This window comes from Apibacter adventoris, assembly GCF_002964965.1.
In the GTDB taxonomy this organism is placed as follows: Bacteria; Bacteroidota; Bacteroidia; order Flavobacteriales; family Weeksellaceae; genus Apibacter; species Apibacter adventoris.
In genome coordinates this window covers 131,735-150,346 of the sequence record NZ_PSZN01000002.1, presented here as the reverse complement: position 1 = coordinate 150,346, position 18,612 = coordinate 131,735, and the positions used below count along the sequence as shown (strand labels likewise).

15 protein-coding genes are annotated in these 18,612 nt (G+C 33.8%); 13 read left to right on the top strand and 2 right to left on the bottom strand.

All coding sequences use genetic code 11. The features are described 5' to 3' along the window. Positions 1-17: 17 nt before the first annotated feature. Both dhaL and C4S76_RS11710 read right to left on the bottom strand, forming a co-directional pair. Positions 18-656 (bottom strand): dihydroxyacetone kinase subunit DhaL, encoded by a 639-nt coding sequence (gene dhaL / locus C4S76_RS11715; protein ID WP_181044021.1) that lies wholly within the window; start codon positions 654-656, stop codon positions 18-20. Between the two features lie 24 nt (positions 657-680). Next, on the bottom strand, positions 681-1,682 hold the full coding sequence (locus C4S76_RS11710) for a dihydroxyacetone kinase subunit DhaK (RefSeq protein ID WP_181044019.1): 1,002 nt from the start codon (positions 1,680-1,682) through the stop codon (positions 681-683). Positions 1,683-1,903: 221 nt separating this feature from the next. Between C4S76_RS11710 and C4S76_RS01425 the strand changes: the two genes are divergently transcribed. The 13 genes from C4S76_RS01425 (at position 1,904) to C4S76_RS12065 (ending at position 18,608) form a co-directional block, all read left to right on the top strand. Then, positions 1,904-2,758, top strand: coding sequence for a transketolase (locus C4S76_RS01425; protein WP_105191968.1), 855 nt, complete (start codon positions 1,904-1,906; stop codon positions 2,756-2,758). A gap of 5 nt (positions 2,759-2,763) precedes the next feature. After that, positions 2,764-3,723, top strand: a complete 960-nt coding sequence (locus C4S76_RS01420; protein ID WP_105191966.1) for a transketolase family protein — start codon at positions 2,764-2,766, stop codon at positions 3,721-3,723. 285 nt (positions 3,724-4,008) lie between these two features. Continuing rightward, positions 4,009-8,508, top strand: a complete 4,500-nt coding sequence (gene gltB / locus C4S76_RS01415) for a glutamate synthase large subunit (protein WP_105191964.1) — start codon at positions 4,009-4,011, stop codon at positions 8,506-8,508. A 6-nt stretch (positions 8,509-8,514) separates the two neighbouring features. Continuing rightward, positions 8,515-9,936 (top strand): glutamate synthase subunit beta, encoded by a 1,422-nt coding sequence (locus tag C4S76_RS01410; RefSeq protein WP_105191962.1) that lies wholly within the window; start codon positions 8,515-8,517, stop codon positions 9,934-9,936. Positions 9,937-10,057: 121 nt separating this feature from the next. Continuing rightward, complete coding sequence (locus C4S76_RS01405; RefSeq protein ID WP_221404965.1) at positions 10,058-10,948, top strand: DMT family transporter; 891 nt, start codon at positions 10,058-10,060, stop codon at positions 10,946-10,948. 6 nt (positions 10,949-10,954) lie between these two features. Then, on the top strand, positions 10,955-11,647 hold the full coding sequence (pnuC, locus tag C4S76_RS01400; protein WP_105191958.1) for a nicotinamide riboside transporter PnuC: 693 nt from the start codon (positions 10,955-10,957) through the stop codon (positions 11,645-11,647). 203 nt (positions 11,648-11,850) lie between these two features. After that, on the top strand, positions 11,851-12,846 hold the full coding sequence (locus C4S76_RS01395) for a hypothetical protein (RefSeq protein WP_105191956.1): 996 nt from the start codon (positions 11,851-11,853) through the stop codon (positions 12,844-12,846). A gap of 12 nt (positions 12,847-12,858) precedes the next feature. Next, positions 12,859-13,164 (top strand): hypothetical protein, encoded by a 306-nt coding sequence (locus C4S76_RS01390; protein ID WP_105191954.1) that lies wholly within the window; start codon positions 12,859-12,861, stop codon positions 13,162-13,164. A gap of 118 nt (positions 13,165-13,282) precedes the next feature. After that, positions 13,283-13,756 (top strand): DUF4280 domain-containing protein, encoded by a 474-nt coding sequence (locus tag C4S76_RS01385; RefSeq protein WP_105191952.1) that lies wholly within the window; start codon positions 13,283-13,285, stop codon positions 13,754-13,756. A gap of 2 nt (positions 13,757-13,758) precedes the next feature. Beyond that, the gene (locus C4S76_RS01380; protein WP_105191950.1) at positions 13,759-16,527 is read left to right on the top strand and encodes a hypothetical protein; all 2,769 of its coding nucleotides are present in this window, start codon (positions 13,759-13,761) and stop codon (positions 16,525-16,527) included. A 9-nt stretch (positions 16,528-16,536) separates the two neighbouring features. Further along, positions 16,537-17,436 (top strand): hypothetical protein, encoded by a 900-nt coding sequence (locus C4S76_RS01375; RefSeq protein WP_105191948.1) that lies wholly within the window; start codon positions 16,537-16,539, stop codon positions 17,434-17,436. A gap of 90 nt (positions 17,437-17,526) precedes the next feature. After that, positions 17,527-18,387, top strand: coding sequence for a hypothetical protein (locus C4S76_RS01370; RefSeq protein ID WP_146105656.1), 861 nt, complete (start codon positions 17,527-17,529; stop codon positions 18,385-18,387). A 92-nt stretch (positions 18,388-18,479) separates the two neighbouring features. Further along, positions 18,480-18,608, top strand: a complete 129-nt coding sequence (locus C4S76_RS12065; RefSeq protein ID WP_262494540.1) for a hypothetical protein — start codon at positions 18,480-18,482, stop codon at positions 18,606-18,608. Positions 18,609-18,612 lie beyond the last annotated feature (4 nt).

The following is an 18,612-nucleotide window of genomic DNA, read 5'->3' as shown; positions in this document are numbered from 1 at the left end:
GTTTTAGATATATAAAATTATTTTTTTTCTACATATTCTCGCATGGAACGGAAAATAATCCATACTGAAGTAGCCCCAGCATCTTGATAACCAATTGCTCGCTCCATAAGAGATTTAGCTCTACCGAATTTTGCTACATACTTTTTTGTATTTTCAACTCCTTGTGCAGCAGCGGCTTCTGCTTCCAGTAACATAAGGTGAAGACCTTTCGATGAATTGGCTTTTAAAGATTCCACAGCAGGTTCCAAAGCATCTATCATAGTTTTATCTCCTACCTGAGCTTTTCCTCTTTCTTTTATGGAAATTAAGCCTTTTTCCATTATTTCTGCAATATCTTGTGCATTTAGTTCTGTTTTTGGATCAACATTTTTAGAACCGGCAAGAAACAAACTTCCAAAAATTACACCCGAAGCTCCTCCCATAGACATAAGCATAGTTTTTCCAACGGTATTGAATAAATCATATACATTTGAAATATTGTCTAAAGTCAAAAGCTTATTTTTTGCTTTTTGCAATCCGCCAGCCATCCCGATACCATGATCTCCATCCCCTATTTTGCTATCTACTTCGGTTAAAAAAGGCTTACTTTCTATAATTTTATCAGCTATATAAATAAGCATTTCTTTAGTGCTATTAACATTCAGAGCTTCAGTCATATATTTTAATATTTATTTGTTAAATTATTTTCCTTCTTTTGCATAGTAAGGACAGAAACAAGGAGCATTATAATATTTTTTTAATTCAGAATCCAATTTTAAAATACTTATGGAAAAACCGCCCATACCCATAGAAGTACAATAATTATTTATATCTGCATCATATACAGAAATACCATCTGCTTCTAAAAGTTGCTTTACTCTACGGTAAACAATACTCATTTCAATAAGAGTTGTAGACCCCAAACCATTGATTAAAACACAAACTTCATCTCCTTTATTAAGAGTAATGTCTTGTTTAATATTTTCATATAAAGTTTCTACCAATATATCTGCCGGTTGCATGATCGTACGTTTTATTCCGGCTTCTCCATGTAAACCCATTCCAAATTCAATTTCATTTTCGCCTAATTCAAATGTAGGCTTTTCATTTCCTGGAATTTGACCGGGCGAAGTAGCAATTCCAATGCTACGTAAATTTTCTCTGGCTTTTTCAACCACTTTGACTACCTTTTCTAAAGATAGACCAGCATCGCAGGCTGCTCCTGCAATTTTTACCATAAATACATCTCCTGCAATTCCCCTTCGATCTTCTATCCTATCTTTAGGGGCAGAAACACAGTCGTCCCAAACTCTAACAGTGGCAGTTTTAATACCCTCATCCTGAAGCATTTCTTCAGCCATGTCAAAATTTAAATTATCACCCGCATAGTTTCCATACACAAACAAAATTCCCTTTCCTGCATGTGCAGCCATGGCCGTTTGGTAAATAGTATTTGGGTCAGGAGAAGCAAAAATATTTCCACAAGCAGCAGCATCGGCTAACCCTTTTCCAACAAATCCTCCAAACATAGGCTCATGGCCGCTGCCTCCTCCAATAACTAAAGAAACTTTTTCTTTTCTCCTGTTTTTTAATAAGATTCCGTTTACATCTTCTACTTTATCATAATACCTGCTATGTGCTCCTATAAAGCCTTCCATTACTTCAGGGATTATATAATCTATGTGGTTTACAATTTCTTTCATATTATAAAACAAATTAGTTTTTATACATACAAATATTATAAAAACATATTAATTTTCCATATAAATTATAAGTGATTCTTATCATTTCATTAAGATCTTAATGAGTGAATTGTATTATAAATATAAATGAGGTCTTGGCTATGAATTATAATTTTATATAATTAAGGAAGCATAAAAAAATAAAGTTTGTTTTTCTACTTTTGTATAAAAATGTATGAAATATGAATGAATTAGATGAGCTGAAACAATTGGAGTTAAAAACGGAAAGGGCGCGTTTGCGTTTATTAGACGTTATTTATAATTCTAAAACAGGACATACGGGAGGGGACTTATCATCTTTAAATATTTTAGCAACCTTGTATTTTAACATATTAAATATAAATCCGAAAAATAAAGAGAAAAAAGATAGGGATAGATTTATTCTGAGTAAGGGGCATAGTATAGAAGCTTTATATTCTATATTAGAAGCCTGTGGATTTATAAGTACGGAACAGTTGAATACATATGGTTCCTTTAATACTTTATTGACAGGTCATCCATCACATAAAGTTCCGGGAATAGAAATAAGTGGCGGATCTTTGGGGCATGGACTTTCAATTGGGGTTGGAATGGCTATAGGAGGAAAACTAAATAAATTAAAATTTAGAACATTTGTATTAATGGGAGACGGAGAGCTGGGCGAAGGTTCTATCTATGAAGCTGCTATGGCTGCAAGTCATTACAAACTTGATCACTTAGTAGCAATTGTAGATAGAAATGGTTTGCAAATTAGTAATTCTACAGAAAAAGTGATGGGGCTAGAACCTTTAAAAGATAGATGGGAGTCTTTAGGGTGGGACGTTAAAGAAGCTAATGGAGATAATACTTCTGGGCTGTTAAAAACTTTAAAATCTATAGATTACGAAAATCATAAACCTACTCTTATTATAGCAAAGACAATCAAGGGGTACGGGGTTTCATTTATGGAAAATCAGTTATCATGGCATCATGGAGTTCCTACAGAAGCTCAATATATACAGGCGAAAAAAGAAATATCAGAAAAAATCCAAAAATTAGAAAATACCATAACACAATAAAAATTATGTCACAATTCCATATACCTTGTAGGCAAAGTTTTACTGATACAATATTAGAGCTTGCAAAAAATGATAAAGAAATAATAATAGTAACTTCAGATGCAGCAGGAACGGTAACACTAAATAAATTTGCAAAGGAATTGCCCTCCCAATTTATAGATGTAGGAATTGCTGAACAAAATGCAGTAGGAGTAGCGGCAGGTATTGCATCAGTAGGGAAAAAAGTATTTGTTTGCGGTCCGGCTTGTTTTTATACCTCCAGAAGTTTAGAACAAATAAAAGTGGATATTGCCTATTCCGGAATAAATGTGAAAATTATTGGAGTAAATGCAGGGGTTAGTTATGGTGCCTTTGGAGCAACCCACCATTGCTTACATGATATAGCTACTATACGTACTTTTCCGGGTATACAAATTATTTCTCCAAGTGATGCTATTCAGGCTAAGAAAATAACGGAAATATTGCCTGATCATAAAAACCCGGTTTATGTAAGAATGGGGAGAAATTCTGTTCCGAAAATTTATTCAGAGAATAATATAAGTTTTGAAATAGGAAAAGCCAATACTTTAATAGAAGGAACAGATATTACCATAATAGGAACGGGCGAAACCGTATATCATTGTTTACAGGCAGCCAATCTTCTAAAAAAAGAAGGAATTAGTGCACGGGTTATTGATATGCATACTTTAAAACCTTCAGATGAACAAGCTGTATTAAAAGCAGCTAGAGAAACGGGGAAAATAGTAACGGTTGAAGAACATAGCGTGTATGGCGGATTAGGTGCCATCGTATCAGAGATAGTTGTTCAAAATTACCCGGTTCCCATGAGAATATTAGGAATTCCTGATGAAAATGTAATTAATGCTAAACCATCAGAAATATTTGCATATTACAAAATAGATGCTCAGGGCATTTATCAGGAAGTACTAGATTTTTTACAAAATATTTCAAATTCGGAAAAATAAAATAATACTGATTTTATTTTTTATAATTGAGGTAATTATAATTTTATAAATAATAATTAGTTAAAAAAACAGGTTTAAAACAATAATAATTTAAATTAATTTAAGAGAATGTTTAAAATTATTATTATTTTAAAATAAAATTTCTCTGTGACTTTATTAAGAATATTTCTAAATAATTATTAATCAAACAAAATTGTGATAATAAATATAATTTATTGACACAAAAATGGTTATATAATTAAAAAAAATTGTAGCTTTATAGTCTCAATTTATCCGAAAAGAAATATGCAACAAAAAGAAGTAGTACAAAAAGGGTTATATAGTCCTGATTTTGAACATGATGCTTGTGGTGTAGGCTTAGTTGTCCATACCAAAGGGATGAGGTCTCATTCTATTATTGAAAATGGATTACAGGTTTTGGAAAATATGACTCATAGGGGGGCAGAAAGTGCAGATGATAAAACCGGAGATGGAGCCGGAATTATGGTTCAAATTCCTCATGAGTTTATTTTACTACAGGGAGTAGCAGTTCCGGAAAGAGGAAGATATGGCACGGGATTAATGTTTCTTCCTAAGGATGAAGAAGAAAAAGAAGCAGCTATGATGTTGCTTACAAATCTAATTTTAAAAGAAGAATTGCATCTTTTAGCAGTAAGAGATGTTCCGGTTAACACGCATATATTAGGAGAAATTTCCAGATCCAGTGAACCTGTAATTAAACAGATTTTTATAACCGGAGATAATTTTTCGAAGGATGTTTTAGAACTTAAATTATATTTATTACGCAAAAAATTTGAAAGAGAATTATTAAATTCAAAAATTCAAGACAAAAGAAGTTGCTATATAGTGAGCCTTTCCCTTAAAACAATAATATATAAAGGAATGCTAACTTCAATGCAGCTAAGGCAATATTTTCCTGATTTATTACATCCTAACTTTACAAGTGCTGTAGCTCTAGTCCATTCACGGTTTAGTACCAATACATTTCCTACTTGGGATTTAGCCCAACCCTTTCGTTTCGTAGGACATAATGGCGAAATTAATACAATCAAAGGGAATCGTCTTTGGATGGAAGCCAGAGAGAGTGTACTTAAATCAGAAAAAATTGGGAAAATAGAAGATATTTGGCCAATAGTACAACAAGGGATGAGTGATAGTGCCTCTTTTGATAATGTATTGGAATTTTTAGTCATGTCTGGTAAATCTCTTCCCCATGCGTTAGCGATGATGGTTCCTGAATCCTGGAATTCAAAAAATCCGATTTCTTCAGAACTCAAAGCTTTTTATGAATATCATAGCATATTGATGGAACCTTGGGATGGACCCGCAACTATTCTTTTTAGTGACGGCAGATATGCCGGAGGACTTTTAGACAGAAACGGATTACGTCCTGCCAGATATCTGATTACCCATAAAGACGTAATGGTTGTTGCTTCAGAAACCGGAGTATTGTCTTTTGATCCATCAGAAATTAGAGAAAAAGGAAGACTAAAGCCCGGCAAAATGTTAATGATAGATACAGAAACCGGTATTATACAATATGATAAAGAATTAAAAGAAGATTTAGCCAAGGCCTATCCTTACCAGAAATGGTTAAGCAAAAATAGAATATCTTTAGATGATATAAGCTCAGGAAGAAGCGTAAAATATGAAGTAGATAATTTTGAAACCTTACTTTCCGCTTTTGGATATTATCGGGAAGATATAGAAAAGCTTATAGTTCCTATGGCATTAGATGGAAAAGAACCGATAGGTTCTATGGGGAACGATGCCCCTTTAGCTATATTATCTAAAGAGCCCAATCGCTTATTCAGTTATTTTCGACAACATTTTGCACAGGTAACCAATCCGCCCATCGATCCTATACGTGAAGAATTGGTTATGTCATTAGAAGGTTATATAGGTTCTATTCATAAGAATATATTAGAACCAATGCCGGAACACTGTAAAATGGTGGGATTATCTTATCCTATAATTACCAATAAGGAATTAGACCTTTTACAAAACTTAGAATATAAAGGATTTAAATCAACGGTTATTCCTATACTCTTTACTCCTGATTCACAGGAAGAAGCATTAGGATTAGAAAAAGGATTGGAAGAAATTTGTCAATTAGCAGTACAGGCCGTAGATGCCGGTAGTAATTATATCATATTAAGTGACCGGGCTGCCAATGATAAAAAAGTAGCTATTCCTTCATTGCTAGCTGTTTCTGCGGTGCATCACTATCTTATTTCTCAAAGAAAAAGAATGCAGATAGATATTGTATTAGAATCTGCCGAGCCAAGAGAAGTGATGCATTTTGCACTTTTATTTGGCTACGGAGCCAACGCAGTAAATCCATACCTTTCCTTTGCCATCTTAAATAATTTAGTCAAAAATGGAGAAATTCAAATGATATTCTCTACAGCAGAAAGGAATTATATGAAGTCCATCCATAAAGGCTTGTTGAAAGTACTTTCAAAGATGGGAATATCTACACTTAAAAGTTATATAGGAGCTCAAGTATTTGAAGCTGTTGGAATAAGTACTAAAGTATTAAACACCTATTTTGGAGATACTCTTTCAAAAATAGAAGGAATAGATCTCAAAGACATTGCAGAAGATGCCATAAAATCTTTTGAAAATGCATTTGAAGAACATAAGGTAGATTCTGCTACAGATAACTTAGGATTTTATTCTTGGCGAAAAGGAAAAGAATCCCATGCATGGAATCCTGAAACAATAGCCAAACTTCAAATAGCTACTCGTTTAGGGGATTACAAGAAATTCAAAGAATTTACTCAAGAAGTAGATAATAAAACAGATAAAATATTTATAAGAGACTTTATAGATTATGCTGCTCATCCCATATCAATAGATGAGGTAGAACCTGCCTCAGAAATTATGAAAAGGTTTGTTACAGGAGCCATGTCCTTTGGGTCAATCAGTCAGGAAGCACATGAGGCAATGGCTGTAGCTATGAATACCATTGGAGGTAAAAGTAATACCGGTGAAGGAGGGGAATTGTCCGAACGTTTTGCTACCAATGCACGTTCAGCCATAAAACAAGTCGCTTCCGGAAGGTTTGGGGTTACTGCAGAATATTTGGTTAATGCAAACGAGATACAAATCAAAGTAGCACAAGGTGCAAAACCAGGAGAAGGAGGGCAGTTGCCTGGTTTCAAAGTAGATAAAATTATAGCTAAAACGCGTCATTCTATTCCGGGAATTTCTTTGATTTCCCCTCCTCCTCATCACGATATTTATTCCATAGAAGATTTGGCACAATTAATATTCGATTTAAAAAATGTTAATCCTCAGGCAATAATAAGTGTAAAATTAGTTTCTGAAAGTGGAGTAGGCACTATTGCTGCAGGAGTAGCCAAAGCTAAAGCAGATTTGATTTTGATTAGTGGTTGTGACGGAGGAACCGGAGCCAGCCCATTAAGTTCCATTAAACATGCCGGTTTACCTTTAGAAATTGGGTTAGCTGAAACTCAGCAAACCTTAGTTTTAAATAATTTGAGAGGAAATATCAGATTACAAACCGATGGACAATTAAAAACCGGTAAAGATATAGTAATTGCAGCTATGTTAGGTGCGGAAGAGTTTGGTTTTGCTACCAGTGCGTTAATTATTTTAGGTTGTGTAATGATGAGAAAATGTCATTTAAACACCTGTCCGGTAGGCGTAGCTACACAAAATAAAGAGCTCAGAGCTAAATTTAACGGGAAAAGCGATTATTTAATTAACTTTTTCAATTTCTTAGCAGAAGAAGTCCGAGAGCATCTGGCAAATTTAGGATTCCAAAAATTAGAAGATATAGTAGGTAGAGCTGACCTTTTAAAAGAAAAAACAGGAATAGAAGATCCAAGACATAAAAAATTAAACTTTTCGAAAATCCTTTATTATCCAAAAAATAATACAAATTCTTTACGTCATACCAAAACTCAAGATCATAAATTAGAAAAAGTTTTAGACAAAGAACTTATTGAAACCTGTCGCTTGGCTATACAAAAAGCCATGCCGGTAGACCTTACTCATAAAATAAATAATACCGATAGAGCCGTAGGTGTTATGTTGTCCGGACAAGTTGCTATGAAATACGGAAATACAGGACTTCCTCACGATACTATCAGATGTGCCTTTAATGGATCGGCCGGTCAGAGCTTTGGAGCATTTTTATCTAAAGGAATAACTTTTACCTTAAATGGAGATGCTAATGATTATTTAGGAAAAGGACTTTCCGGAGGAAAAATTATTCTATTGCCTCCCGGATCTTCAAATTTTAAACCAGAAAGCAATATTATAGCCGGAAATACTTTATTATATGGCGCTACCTCTGGCGAAGTGTATATTAACGGACAAGTAGGAGAACGTTTTTGTGTTAGAAATAGTGGAGCTATAGCAGTTGTGGAAGGAGTAGGAGACCATTGTTGTGAGTATATGACCGGAGGAAGAACCGTAGTACTTGGAAAAACCGGTAGAAACTTTGCGGCAGGAATGAGCGGAGGAATTGCTTATGTGTATAATATTGATGACGATTTTGACTACTATTGTAATATGGAAATGGTTGAACTATCTTTAATCGAAGATCTTTCTGAAAATAAAGAATTACATCATTTAATAAAAACTCATTTTGAATATACCCAAAGTCCAATGGCTAAAAGAATTTTAGACAACTGGCAAGAAGAGGTAAATAAATTTATAAAAGTGATGCCAATAGAATACAAAAAAGTATTACATGATGAAAAAATAGCGGCAATTAACGAAAAAATTTCAAAATTAGAATTTGATTATTAAGAAAAAATGGGAAATCCAAAAGCATTTTTAACAGTACATAGAAAAGAGGCAGGATACCGTCCTAAGCATGAAAGAATATTAGACTATGGTGAAGTAGAACAGACATTAAATGCAGAAGACCGATTACTTCAGGCATCCCGGTGTATGGATTGCGGAGTGCCCTTTTGTCAATATGGTTGCCCCTTAGGAAATAAAATGCCCGAATGGCAAGATTACATATATAAAGGAAATTGGAAGAAAGCAATGTTAAGTTTGCAATCAACCAATGATTTTCCTGAATTTACAGGTAGAGTGTGTCCTGCCCCTTGTGAAAAGACTTGTGTACTTTCCATTCATGATTCACCCGTAACCATAAGGGAAAACGAAGCTGCTGTTATGGAACAGGCTTATTCCGAAGGATATATGAAGCCTAAAATCCCACAATTTAGAACCGGAAAAAAAGTTGCGGTTATAGGCTCGGGGCCTTCCGGATTAGCCGTAGCTAACCGATTAAACCAAAAAGGACATGAGGTTACTGTATATGAGAAAGAACACAGTATTGGAGGATTGTTACGTTATGGAATACCAGATTTTAAGCTTAATAAAAATATAGTAGAAAGACGAGTGAATTTAATGCGTGAAGAAGGCATAGAATTCATAACCAATACAGAAATAGGAAAAGAAATTAAAGCCAAAGAATTGCATAAAAAATATGATGCAATCTGTATTGCCATTGGCTCTCAAGTACCTCGCGATTTGCCCATAGAAGGAAGAGATTTGCAAGGGGTTTATTATGCTATGGAATACCTTACTGTGCAAAATAAACTGAATGCGGGAGAGCCTGTTTCAGAAGAAAAACTAATAAATGCAAAAGGAAAAAATGTATTGGTAATCGGAGGTGGGGATACAGGTTCAGACTGTATAGGTACTGCAAACAGACAAGGAGCTGCCAGTATTACCCAAATTGAAATATTGCCTAAGCCAAAAGAATTAAAAGATATAGAAAATCGTTGGCCGGTTCCATTTCCTGTGTATTTAAAAACTTCATCATCTCACCTCGAGGGGGGGGAAAGGCGCTGGGCATTAAATACCAAAAGATTTATCGGAGAAAATGGGAAACTAACAGCCGTAGAATTGGTAGAAATAGAATGGGGAAAAGATGAGTCCGGTAAATTTATAATGAAAGAAACCGGTAAAGTAGAAATTTTAAAAGTTGATTTGGTTTTTTTAGCCTTAGGTTTTATACACCCCATACAAGAAGGATTTTTGGAAGAAATGGAAATTGTTATGAATGAGCGAAAGAATATTCATACTGATGAGGTTAGGAAAACGAATATCGATAAAGTATTTGCCGCCGGAGACTGCGTAAGCGGACAATCCCTGGTAGTTAGCTGTATTGCATCAGGAAGAAAAACGGCTGAGCATATAGATGCATTTTTAAAAAAATAAAATTGATAAAATAAAAATACATTTCAGAGTATTTTACTGGCAGCTATATTAATAGCTGCCAGTATACTTATAAAATTATGAAATAATGGGAACGAAAAATTTGAGTATAAAATACCATCTAATGGCTGTAATTACGGTAATTATTTGGGGAACTACATTCATTTCGACGAAAATCCTTATCAATAATGGTCTTAGCCCGGTAGAAATATTCTTTTACCGTTTTTTAATGGCATATCTCTGTATTTGGTTTTTTACACCTAAAACCTTACTTTCTAAAAATAAAAAAGATGAATTTCTTTTTGTTTTATTAGGACTGTGCGGAGGGTCTTTATATTTTGTTGCAGAAAACATGGCTTTAGGGATTACCCTAGCTTCCAATGTATCTCTGATTATATGTACAGCTCCTTTACTTACAGCCTTTTTATCATTTATTGTGTACAGAAAAAAAGAAAAACCTACCAAAAATTTAATATATGGGTCATTGCTAGCTTTGGTAGGTGTCACTTTGGTAATTTTTAACGGGAGTTTTGTATTACAGCTAAATCCTTTAGGGGATTTTTTAACTGTATTGGCAGCCTTGTCCTGGGCTTTTTATGGGTTGATTTTGAGGAAGATGGAAAATAATTATCCTACCTTATTTATCACCCGCAAAGTCTTTTTTTATGGAATAGTTACCCTTTTGCCCTTTATGTATTTTCAGCCTATACACTTTAATAAGGATATTTTATTTCGACCATCCGTGATTTTAAATTTATCATTTTTAGGCTTTATAGCCTCCATGCTTTGTTTTTTCATGTGGAATACTGCTGTCAAAAAATTAGGAGTAGTCAGAACCTCCAATTATATATACGTAGTTCCTTTAGTAACCTTACTCACCTCCTCTCTGGTTTTAGAAGAGCAGATTACCAAAATAGCTATTTTAGGTTCTATATGTATTCTATTGGGAGTATATATGGCAGAAAGAGGAATAAACCTCCAATTCATAAAAAATATAACTCAAAAACGAATATAGAAAAATATGATTTCAGTAAAATCAGAAAAAATATTCAGGATTTTTTGGTATATAGCTGCTTTTGGACTCACATTATATATAGGAATTAGTGATTTACAAACCGGCAAAATTCCATTCTATGTAACCGTTATTTCAATGATAACCGTTATTTTAGGATACATTTGTGTAAGTGTTTTAGTGAGCCGCTCTCCTGTATTTTCCAATGTATTGGGAATGTCTGCCAATACCGGAGAAATTTATATGCAGATTTTATTTAGAAACCCGGGAATGGCTCTTAGTAGTGTGTATTATTTTATTACTCATATTTTTGGACTGTATCTGTGGACCCGGAAAGAAAATCTGGATGAAGAAGGAAAAGTGAAAATTTCACATACTAATAAAAAAGCACTGATTTTTACTCTTATTTTCTGTATAGCAGGAATATTTTTTTTATATAATTACGGAGATTTTTTATTTAAGGATAAAAAAAATATGTATGTATTTGTCCTGAATAGTATAGCCTTTCTGTTGGGGGTTGCAGCTCAATTTACCATGATCATGCGTCAGCCTTTTTCTTGGATTTTATGGAGTATAAGCAATTGCGTTTGGTTTATATTAAATATACTATCTCATAACTATATTTTTGCTATACAATCGGTTCTTTATGAGATTAATGCCCTTGTAGGAGTTTATAAATGGTATAAAGAAGCTCGTAATTAATATTTGTATATCAAATACTTAAATAGTAATTTCCAGATGAATATTGTACACAATATGTGTAAAATTTTATTTATTTTTTTGAAATGAATACTCGTATTTTACTTTTCAGCTATAAAAAAAACTAAATATCTAATAAATTTTTTATGTGTAATTTTTAATTTAAAATAAAAATAAGTAAATTTATCCGATAGATAGGTTCTTATATGTCTAATTTAGGTTTTTATATAGACGACTCGGAAAAGCAATTTTTAAAAAGCGAAAAGAAAGAAGTATTAGCTTCTACTCAATCAGGAAAAGTACATTGGGGAGCAAAAAATTCCTTATACCTGCAAGATCTTCCCCTAAGGGTATATCGAGTACTCATTAAATATCCGCTATCATCTTCGCAGGTAAATTATGAAATTACAGCTCAAGGGCGGGGTACTGCTCAGAATATAACCCGGATTCGGTTTCAGAAAGACCGGTTCTTTGTTAATGGTCATTCTCCGGATAGAGTGGCCGATGAACTGGCTATACTTACTACCCGAGCCTTGTATCCTTTGGAACTAAATATTGATTATAATACCCGCAAACAAAAAATAATTAACCGAGAAGAAATACAAAATAACTGGAATAAACTGGTTCCATATTTAGAAAGAGAATATGGCGGAGCGTTATTAGAGTTGTATAAACATACAATTGAAGAACAATTGGCCGATGACCGCCTGTTTCGAAAGTCTTTACTTAGCAATGATCTGTTTTTTTCTCTCTATTGTCATTCCCTGTATGGAGAATATTCTTCGGAATTAGATAAAGAAAGCAGCCTTTGGTTCAATATAGGAGAGTATAACCGGCCTCTTCTTTTTAAAGGAAAACAATGGGTGGAAAAAGAATATAACCAGGTAGGAGGTGTATTTCTTCATTTTCACGGACAGGCGATAAGTGCAGGGGTGCGCTATGAGCTGGAAGTAGAGTATAATCTGGAAAAGCAACGGTTTACCATCAAAGATATTTTGGCAACGCTTTTCCGTGTAAAAGAAGGACATAAAGAACCTCTTACGGAAGTAAGTATATGGCAACAGCGCGGAAAAGAGCCGGTAATAGATTATGAAAAGCAATACGAAGAAGAAAGAAAAAAGCTGGATGAAGATGAGGTAGTCTATCAGAAATATTTAAAAAACAAAGGCAAAGGATGGTTTGACCGCTTGTTTGGATTTTAAAGTTAAAATCTTATGAAAAAGTACAATTTTATAGTAACGGAAAATGCCGTATTAGAATGTGGTAAAGGGATTTCCTGCGGAGTTTTCCGGTCTTTAGATACGGGAATATTGAGAATGAAAAAAGACGGTCAGCGGGTAATGTCAGAGGCAGATACCGGAGTTTACGGATATATGTTTTGCAGCTATACCCACGAGCTTTGCTACTGTATGCCAGGAGAAAGTATAAATAATTCCTGTAGGGCGTTGATGGTGGAAAGGCAGCGGGTAGTCTGTACCCAATCTTTTTACCCTGCCGAGCAGGAGAAATTATTACCGTAAAAAATTAGGAGCAAGAATGAGTATTTGAAAAATGCCTGTCTTAAATTATTGTTAATAAGCAAGTAAATAATAAATATTACAAAATAATTATAATTTATAATCAAAATACTAACTAAATATGGGAGTAAAATATATAGTGCAAGGAGCAGTTTGCAGCTGTCTGTACGGGAGTGGTACCGATGCGTTGAAAGTAAAAACCCAAAGTAAAGTGTTCCTTAATGATATGGACGGAGCCAAAAAACTGGCGGTAACCACTACAGACCTGGGCACTACCTTTGAAAAGAATTGCTTTGGCAGTTGTGCTAAAAAAAAGAACAATCCTTGTACAGTTACCCTTACCGCCTGGAGTGGCGAGGAAACCAAGAAGAAAATAGAAGGAGCCGGAAACCTCCTTACTGAAGAGTCTAAGGCTACCTGCCCAATAGGAGGCAAAGACTGCATCAGTATTTTGTATCATGGACAACAAGCTGAGGTATCTCCTCAGAATTTTAGTAATACCGATCCTCAGGTACAGGCGCAGATCAATCCATTGGTAGATACCGCCCACCTGGGACGTAACCTGAAACCTTCCCCGCAACTTAAAGCTAAATAACTATGGCCAGAGGAATTACGGGAATACTTATTACAGACGAAGATCTGGAAACCGGACAGATAAAAGAATATCCGTCCCTTAAAAACTGCAGGGTGTACGGAGTAATGGCCAACAGCCTTTTTGCGTATATAGAAGCAGGAATAGTCGAAGAAAGCCGCAACAGGTCGGAAATACTTAAAGAAAAAGGCTATAAAAATTCCGGCATTAAATGGGTATACGGTCGTGTAAACTCCTTGGAAAAAGGAGGAATAGAATGGTTACACTGGTTTAAAGATACCAACCAAAATAATAAAAAAGACCCCGGGGAACAAAATATAGAAAATGAGCCCCTTATCAAAATATCCGGCTCGGACCTCTATGGCGTAGGCGGGGCCTATAACCGTGCGAACTCTATATCTCTGTGGTTTGATAAAGACGAAAAATTTCTTCCTGCCCTGTACTGGGTAGAACCCTTTCTGGTTCATCCCGAACTTCATTTTGGTGCGGCGCCCAAAGGCATGTTTATGATGCCGGCCCAGCATCCCGGTCCTTATGAGGTTACTATAAGCGGGAACCATACAGTACACAGGGGTGCATTTATCCGGATATTGGCTTCAACGGTGAAACAGGCAAAGTATACCTACTTGTATTACGGCGAAAATATAGAGTTTTTTATAGAGACACTTCATATTCCCGAGGGGGAAAAGCTAAGCATAGAGATATGGGATGAATCGTCTGATAAAACCCTGTATAGCACTACGGCTACTGTAACGAAAAATAAACCGGCACAGGAAGAAGAAGAAACGGATGAATTGCAGGACTATCTGGAGCAGTTTAAAGGCTTTGCGGAAGTAACTGTTCCGTTGGATATAAGCAAAATGCCCGAAGATCAGAAAAAGAAGGAAGCCCGCGTGTTTAAAGTTCAGATTTCGTATCTCCCTTCAGATTTTAGTCTGGTTAATGAGATGGGGGCAGTGGCAGCTGCTTTTGAGATTTCTTCTGCGGTAATCTCTTCCCGTTTCCGAAAAGAATTGGCTAATAAACCCCGGGCTCAGTCGGTAACCGGCTATATACAGATTATGTACGAAGACACCGAAGCCTATATTAATACCCGTAATGCTCCGGTAAATCAGGTGGTGGAAAGGGAAACTCCTGTTTTATTGACACCCAAAGGAGAACCTTGCCACTATACCCAGATTAAAGCCCAGCGTTACAAAGACGAGGGTTTTACAAAAAAAGACGGAGTAGAAGCAATTATTTTTGATGAGACTAAAATGATATTGCCTAAGTCGCAACCAACGATTGAGGTAATTGCCGGAGATGCAAAACCGGCTTTCCTGAAGTTGATGGCCGACCTGCATACCAATGAGGCCTGCCGCCCGGGTACCCATACCCGCGGAGGGAAAAGCGTCTTTTACTTTCATAAAGAAGCCGGCGCGGAACAGCAAAATCTTACTGTGGTAAATATAAAAGAAAAAGAAATAGATCTTACCCTTCCCTATATCTATATAAAAGATAAGAAGGTAGCTAATACGGTAAGTACCTTCCCATTTAATTATTTCTGGCTTACAGAAAAAGATAAACAGCCCTATGTGGTAATGATAAAAACCTGCCGGTATACCAATGATGTCTTGATTAATGTATATCCGGATATGGAATGGGATTTTAATTTCTTTTACAATACAAAAGATCCTGTTTGGTATGGAGAGAAGGAGCCTAATTATAATTTATACAATTTGGATGATAAGAATTCGGTTAATAAAAATATTTCTTTAAAAGATGTACGAAATTGGGGAGATGTTAAGGCAGTAGCAGATTTAAAAAATGAAGAAAGGAACCGGAAAAGACAAAATACATCTACTCAAACCCGTATGACAACAATGGCAAACCGTAATTTAGGAGATAAGCTTACTAATTTTGGTTTGACTATAAAGGCGAAGTATAACGGGAAAATAACGGAAGAATTAAGTTGGAATTTTGCGGAAAAATATCGGAGCACGACAAAAATATTAAAAAGTATATATGATACCGCAGAAAAAATAACCGGGGCTGTGCAAGCCAGGAAAGCGGCTAAGGAGGTAGGAACAAAAACCCCAAGTTTATTAGGGAGGTTAAATGCTATGAGTTTGTCTTTACAAGCTCCAGCACCTTCTGCCGGAATAAACTGGAAATATGCTACTACCAAAAATAGAGTAGGATTGCAATTGGAAGGCTATGTAAAATGTACTCCTTTAATTGGAGGAAATCTGAAAATTGATTTACTGGCTTTGGGAGAAAAGATCCCGGTATATGGAAAATTAATTACAGCACTTGATATAGCTACCTGGCTGGCAAGTAAGATTACTTTTGGTTCTTTAGATGTTAGCTACCGGATAGATTTAATTTTTTATGCTAATTTAGCTATAGATAAGGCGTATGTAAACTGGAATGGAACCCGGCCTAAAGGAAAACAATTTGATACCGATATGAAAATTAGCGGGACTTTTGGGGGAAAATTAGAATTAAGTTTAAATGTGAAAATAAGAGCAAATAAATTTAAAAAATTTCCAGAAGTTGATTTAGAAGCTGGTGTTAAGGCTGATTGTTATTTTAAGATAACTGCCGATCCTAATTTTAATAAAGAGAACAAGGTTAATTGGACTACAGAGTTTTCTGGTTTAATGGTTGAGGTATACTTTAAGGCAGGAGTTAAGAAAGGAAATCAAGATGTACCGAAAAGGAGTATTAACCCTATTAAATTAATACCATCATATACAGGTAAAACAAGTATGGTATTTGGAAAAGATAGATAAAAAAATAAAATGAAGAAAGGAATTCTATTTTTGTTGTTTTTGGTTTATATGCTAACTGCATGTCAAGAAAAGAAAAGTAATTCAACACAACAAAAAGTATTTTTAAATAAAGAAAAAAAAGAAAAAAAAGAAAATATGAATGTACATAATACACCTATTTACAGGATTAATTTTGAAAGTTACTTACCTTTTGAGTTATATTTAAATGATGTATTAATTGATAAAAATAATTCGAATGGATCCGTTGATTTTTTTGAAACATTAAATGAATATATTTTATCTTCAGGAAAGCAGGAATTAAAAATAAAATTATATCCTTTTATAGGTAAGTCAAAGGTTTCCTATAAAGATATGGAAGACATAAAAGTTCAAATATATAAATCTCCATCTCTTAATGATGAAACATTTACATTAATACAGGATATTAAATTTCCAAATTTTAAAGATAATCTTCCAAATTTTGAATATAAAACTTACTTTGAAGTAGAAGTCCCATATAAGAATATAGGATGGATGAATTCTAAAGATTTAACTAAAGAAGAAAATTTATTAGATGAAGTAGTTTTATTTTATGAGAATGTGAGAACTATTTTAAATAATGGTGATTATGAAAAATATTTTGCACTAAATAAGTTAGCAGATGATGAAATATATAAATCTTTATATCTTGGTAGAGATAAGGAAAAAGAAGATAAGGAAAAAGAAATAAATAGAATTATAGATAGTAAAGGGAAAATGAAAAAATTGGAAGATTATGTATTAAAATACTATGGAAATGGTAGATTAGTAAGGTTAGAAAAATTAGACGGTAGCTCACCTTTATGTGCAGATAGGGATGATGTGGAGTCCTATTATAATTTCTTTCTTCATAAAAAATTGGACTCTAACAGATTAGTGATTGTTCGTTAATCATTTTGAGTTGTGAATTTAAAGTTTATATTGTTATATTACCTTCTTATAAAGGGTTGAAAACTATGGAGTTCAAATAAAATATTACATATGAGAAATAAAGTTCTAATGGTTTTTATAATGGCAATGGTTTTTATAGTAAGCAATTGTCAAGATAGTAATATAAAAAAAAATAAAAATATGAATACACCAATATATAAAATTAAGTTAAGTATTTCAATTCCTTATGAACTATATGTCAATGATTTTCTAATTGATAGGAGTTTTGATGAAGAAGGAGCTGTTGAAACAAATTTATTTATAAACAATTTTATTTTAAAGTCAGGAATACAAACAATAGTTTTAAAAATGTATCCTAAAAGAGGTGAAAATCATATATCTGACAGAAGTCTTGATTTTATAAATGTAAAAATTGTAGAATTACTTAATATTGATTCTCAAGATTCAAAATTAGTTAAAGAGTTTTCTATTGATAAAGAAAAGATTATAAACGATAAATATATTCAAGAAGTAAAGATTAATGTACCCTATCATCTACAAGGATGGTCAACATCAGTTGAATTAATTAATGAAAATCAAGAAAAGCTTTTAAAAGAATTACAAGCATTTTATCAAGAAGTTTACACAATAATAAATAATGGAGATTACGATAGGTATTCTAAAATCATTTCTAAAAGAACTCAAGAAGCTTTGATTTCATATTACGACTCGCAAATTATAAAAATGGAGCAAGAGGAATTAAAAGACAGAGTTATTGCTGCAAAAGGTAAAATGAAGCCAATTAATTTTAACCAATATGAATTGAAAATTTATGGAAATGGTAAATTAGTAACATTAGAGGATAGTAAAGGAGATTCTCCATTATCATATTCGACTAAAGAATATAAAGATTACTTTGGGATTATTTTGTATCGTCCATCAAATAATTCATCATTAGAAGTAATAAGATAAACAAATTACAGGATTAAAATTATTTTAAGATAACTGCCGATTTTAATTTTAATAAAGAGAATAAGGTTGATTGGACTACAGAGTTTTCTGGTTTGATAGTTACAGTTACTTTTAAAGCTGGGATAAAGAGAGGAAAAGGGAATAACAAAAAACCAAGAGAACTTGATCCAATTAAACTGATTCCAGGATATAAAGGTTCTTTTCCTATGAATTTTAATTAAAATT

What these genes read in the sequence shown, in the direction of transcription:
- C4S76_RS01390 (WP_105191954.1), top strand. Translation starts at nt 12,859, where the DNA reads ATGAAAAAGTACAATTTTATAGTAACGGAAAATGCCGTATTAGAATGT.
- C4S76_RS01385 (WP_105191952.1), top strand. Translation starts at nt 13,283, where the DNA reads ATGGGAGTAAAATATATAGTGCAAGGAGCAGTTTGCAGCTGTCTGTAC.
- C4S76_RS01370 (WP_146105656.1), top strand. Translation starts at nt 17,527, where the DNA reads ATGAGAAATAAAGTTCTAATGGTTTTTATAATGGCAATGGTTTTTATA.
- C4S76_RS01395 (WP_105191956.1), top strand. Translation starts at nt 11,851, where the DNA reads ATGTCTAATTTAGGTTTTTATATAGACGACTCGGAAAAGCAATTTTTA.
- C4S76_RS01375 (WP_105191948.1), top strand. Translation starts at nt 16,537, where the DNA reads ATGAAGAAAGGAATTCTATTTTTGTTGTTTTTGGTTTATATGCTAACT.
- C4S76_RS11710 (WP_181044019.1), bottom strand. Translation starts at nt 1,682, where the DNA reads ATGAAAGAAATTGTAAACCACATAGATTATATAATCCCTGAAGTAATG.
- C4S76_RS01425 (WP_105191968.1), top strand. Translation starts at nt 1,904, where the DNA reads ATGAATGAATTAGATGAGCTGAAACAATTGGAGTTAAAAACGGAAAGG.
- C4S76_RS01420 (WP_105191966.1), top strand. Translation starts at nt 2,764, where the DNA reads ATGTCACAATTCCATATACCTTGTAGGCAAAGTTTTACTGATACAATA.
- C4S76_RS01380 (WP_105191950.1), top strand. Translation starts at nt 13,759, where the DNA reads ATGGCCAGAGGAATTACGGGAATACTTATTACAGACGAAGATCTGGAA.
- C4S76_RS01405 (WP_221404965.1), top strand. Translation starts at nt 10,058, where the DNA reads ATGGCTGTAATTACGGTAATTATTTGGGGAACTACATTCATTTCGACG.
- pnuC (WP_105191958.1), top strand. Translation starts at nt 10,955, where the DNA reads ATGATTTCAGTAAAATCAGAAAAAATATTCAGGATTTTTTGGTATATA.
- gltB (WP_105191964.1), top strand. Translation starts at nt 4,009, where the DNA reads ATGCAACAAAAAGAAGTAGTACAAAAAGGGTTATATAGTCCTGATTTT.
- C4S76_RS01410 (WP_105191962.1), top strand. Translation starts at nt 8,515, where the DNA reads ATGGGAAATCCAAAAGCATTTTTAACAGTACATAGAAAAGAGGCAGGA.
- dhaL (WP_181044021.1), bottom strand. Translation starts at nt 656, where the DNA reads ATGACTGAAGCTCTGAATGTTAATAGCACTAAAGAAATGCTTATTTAT.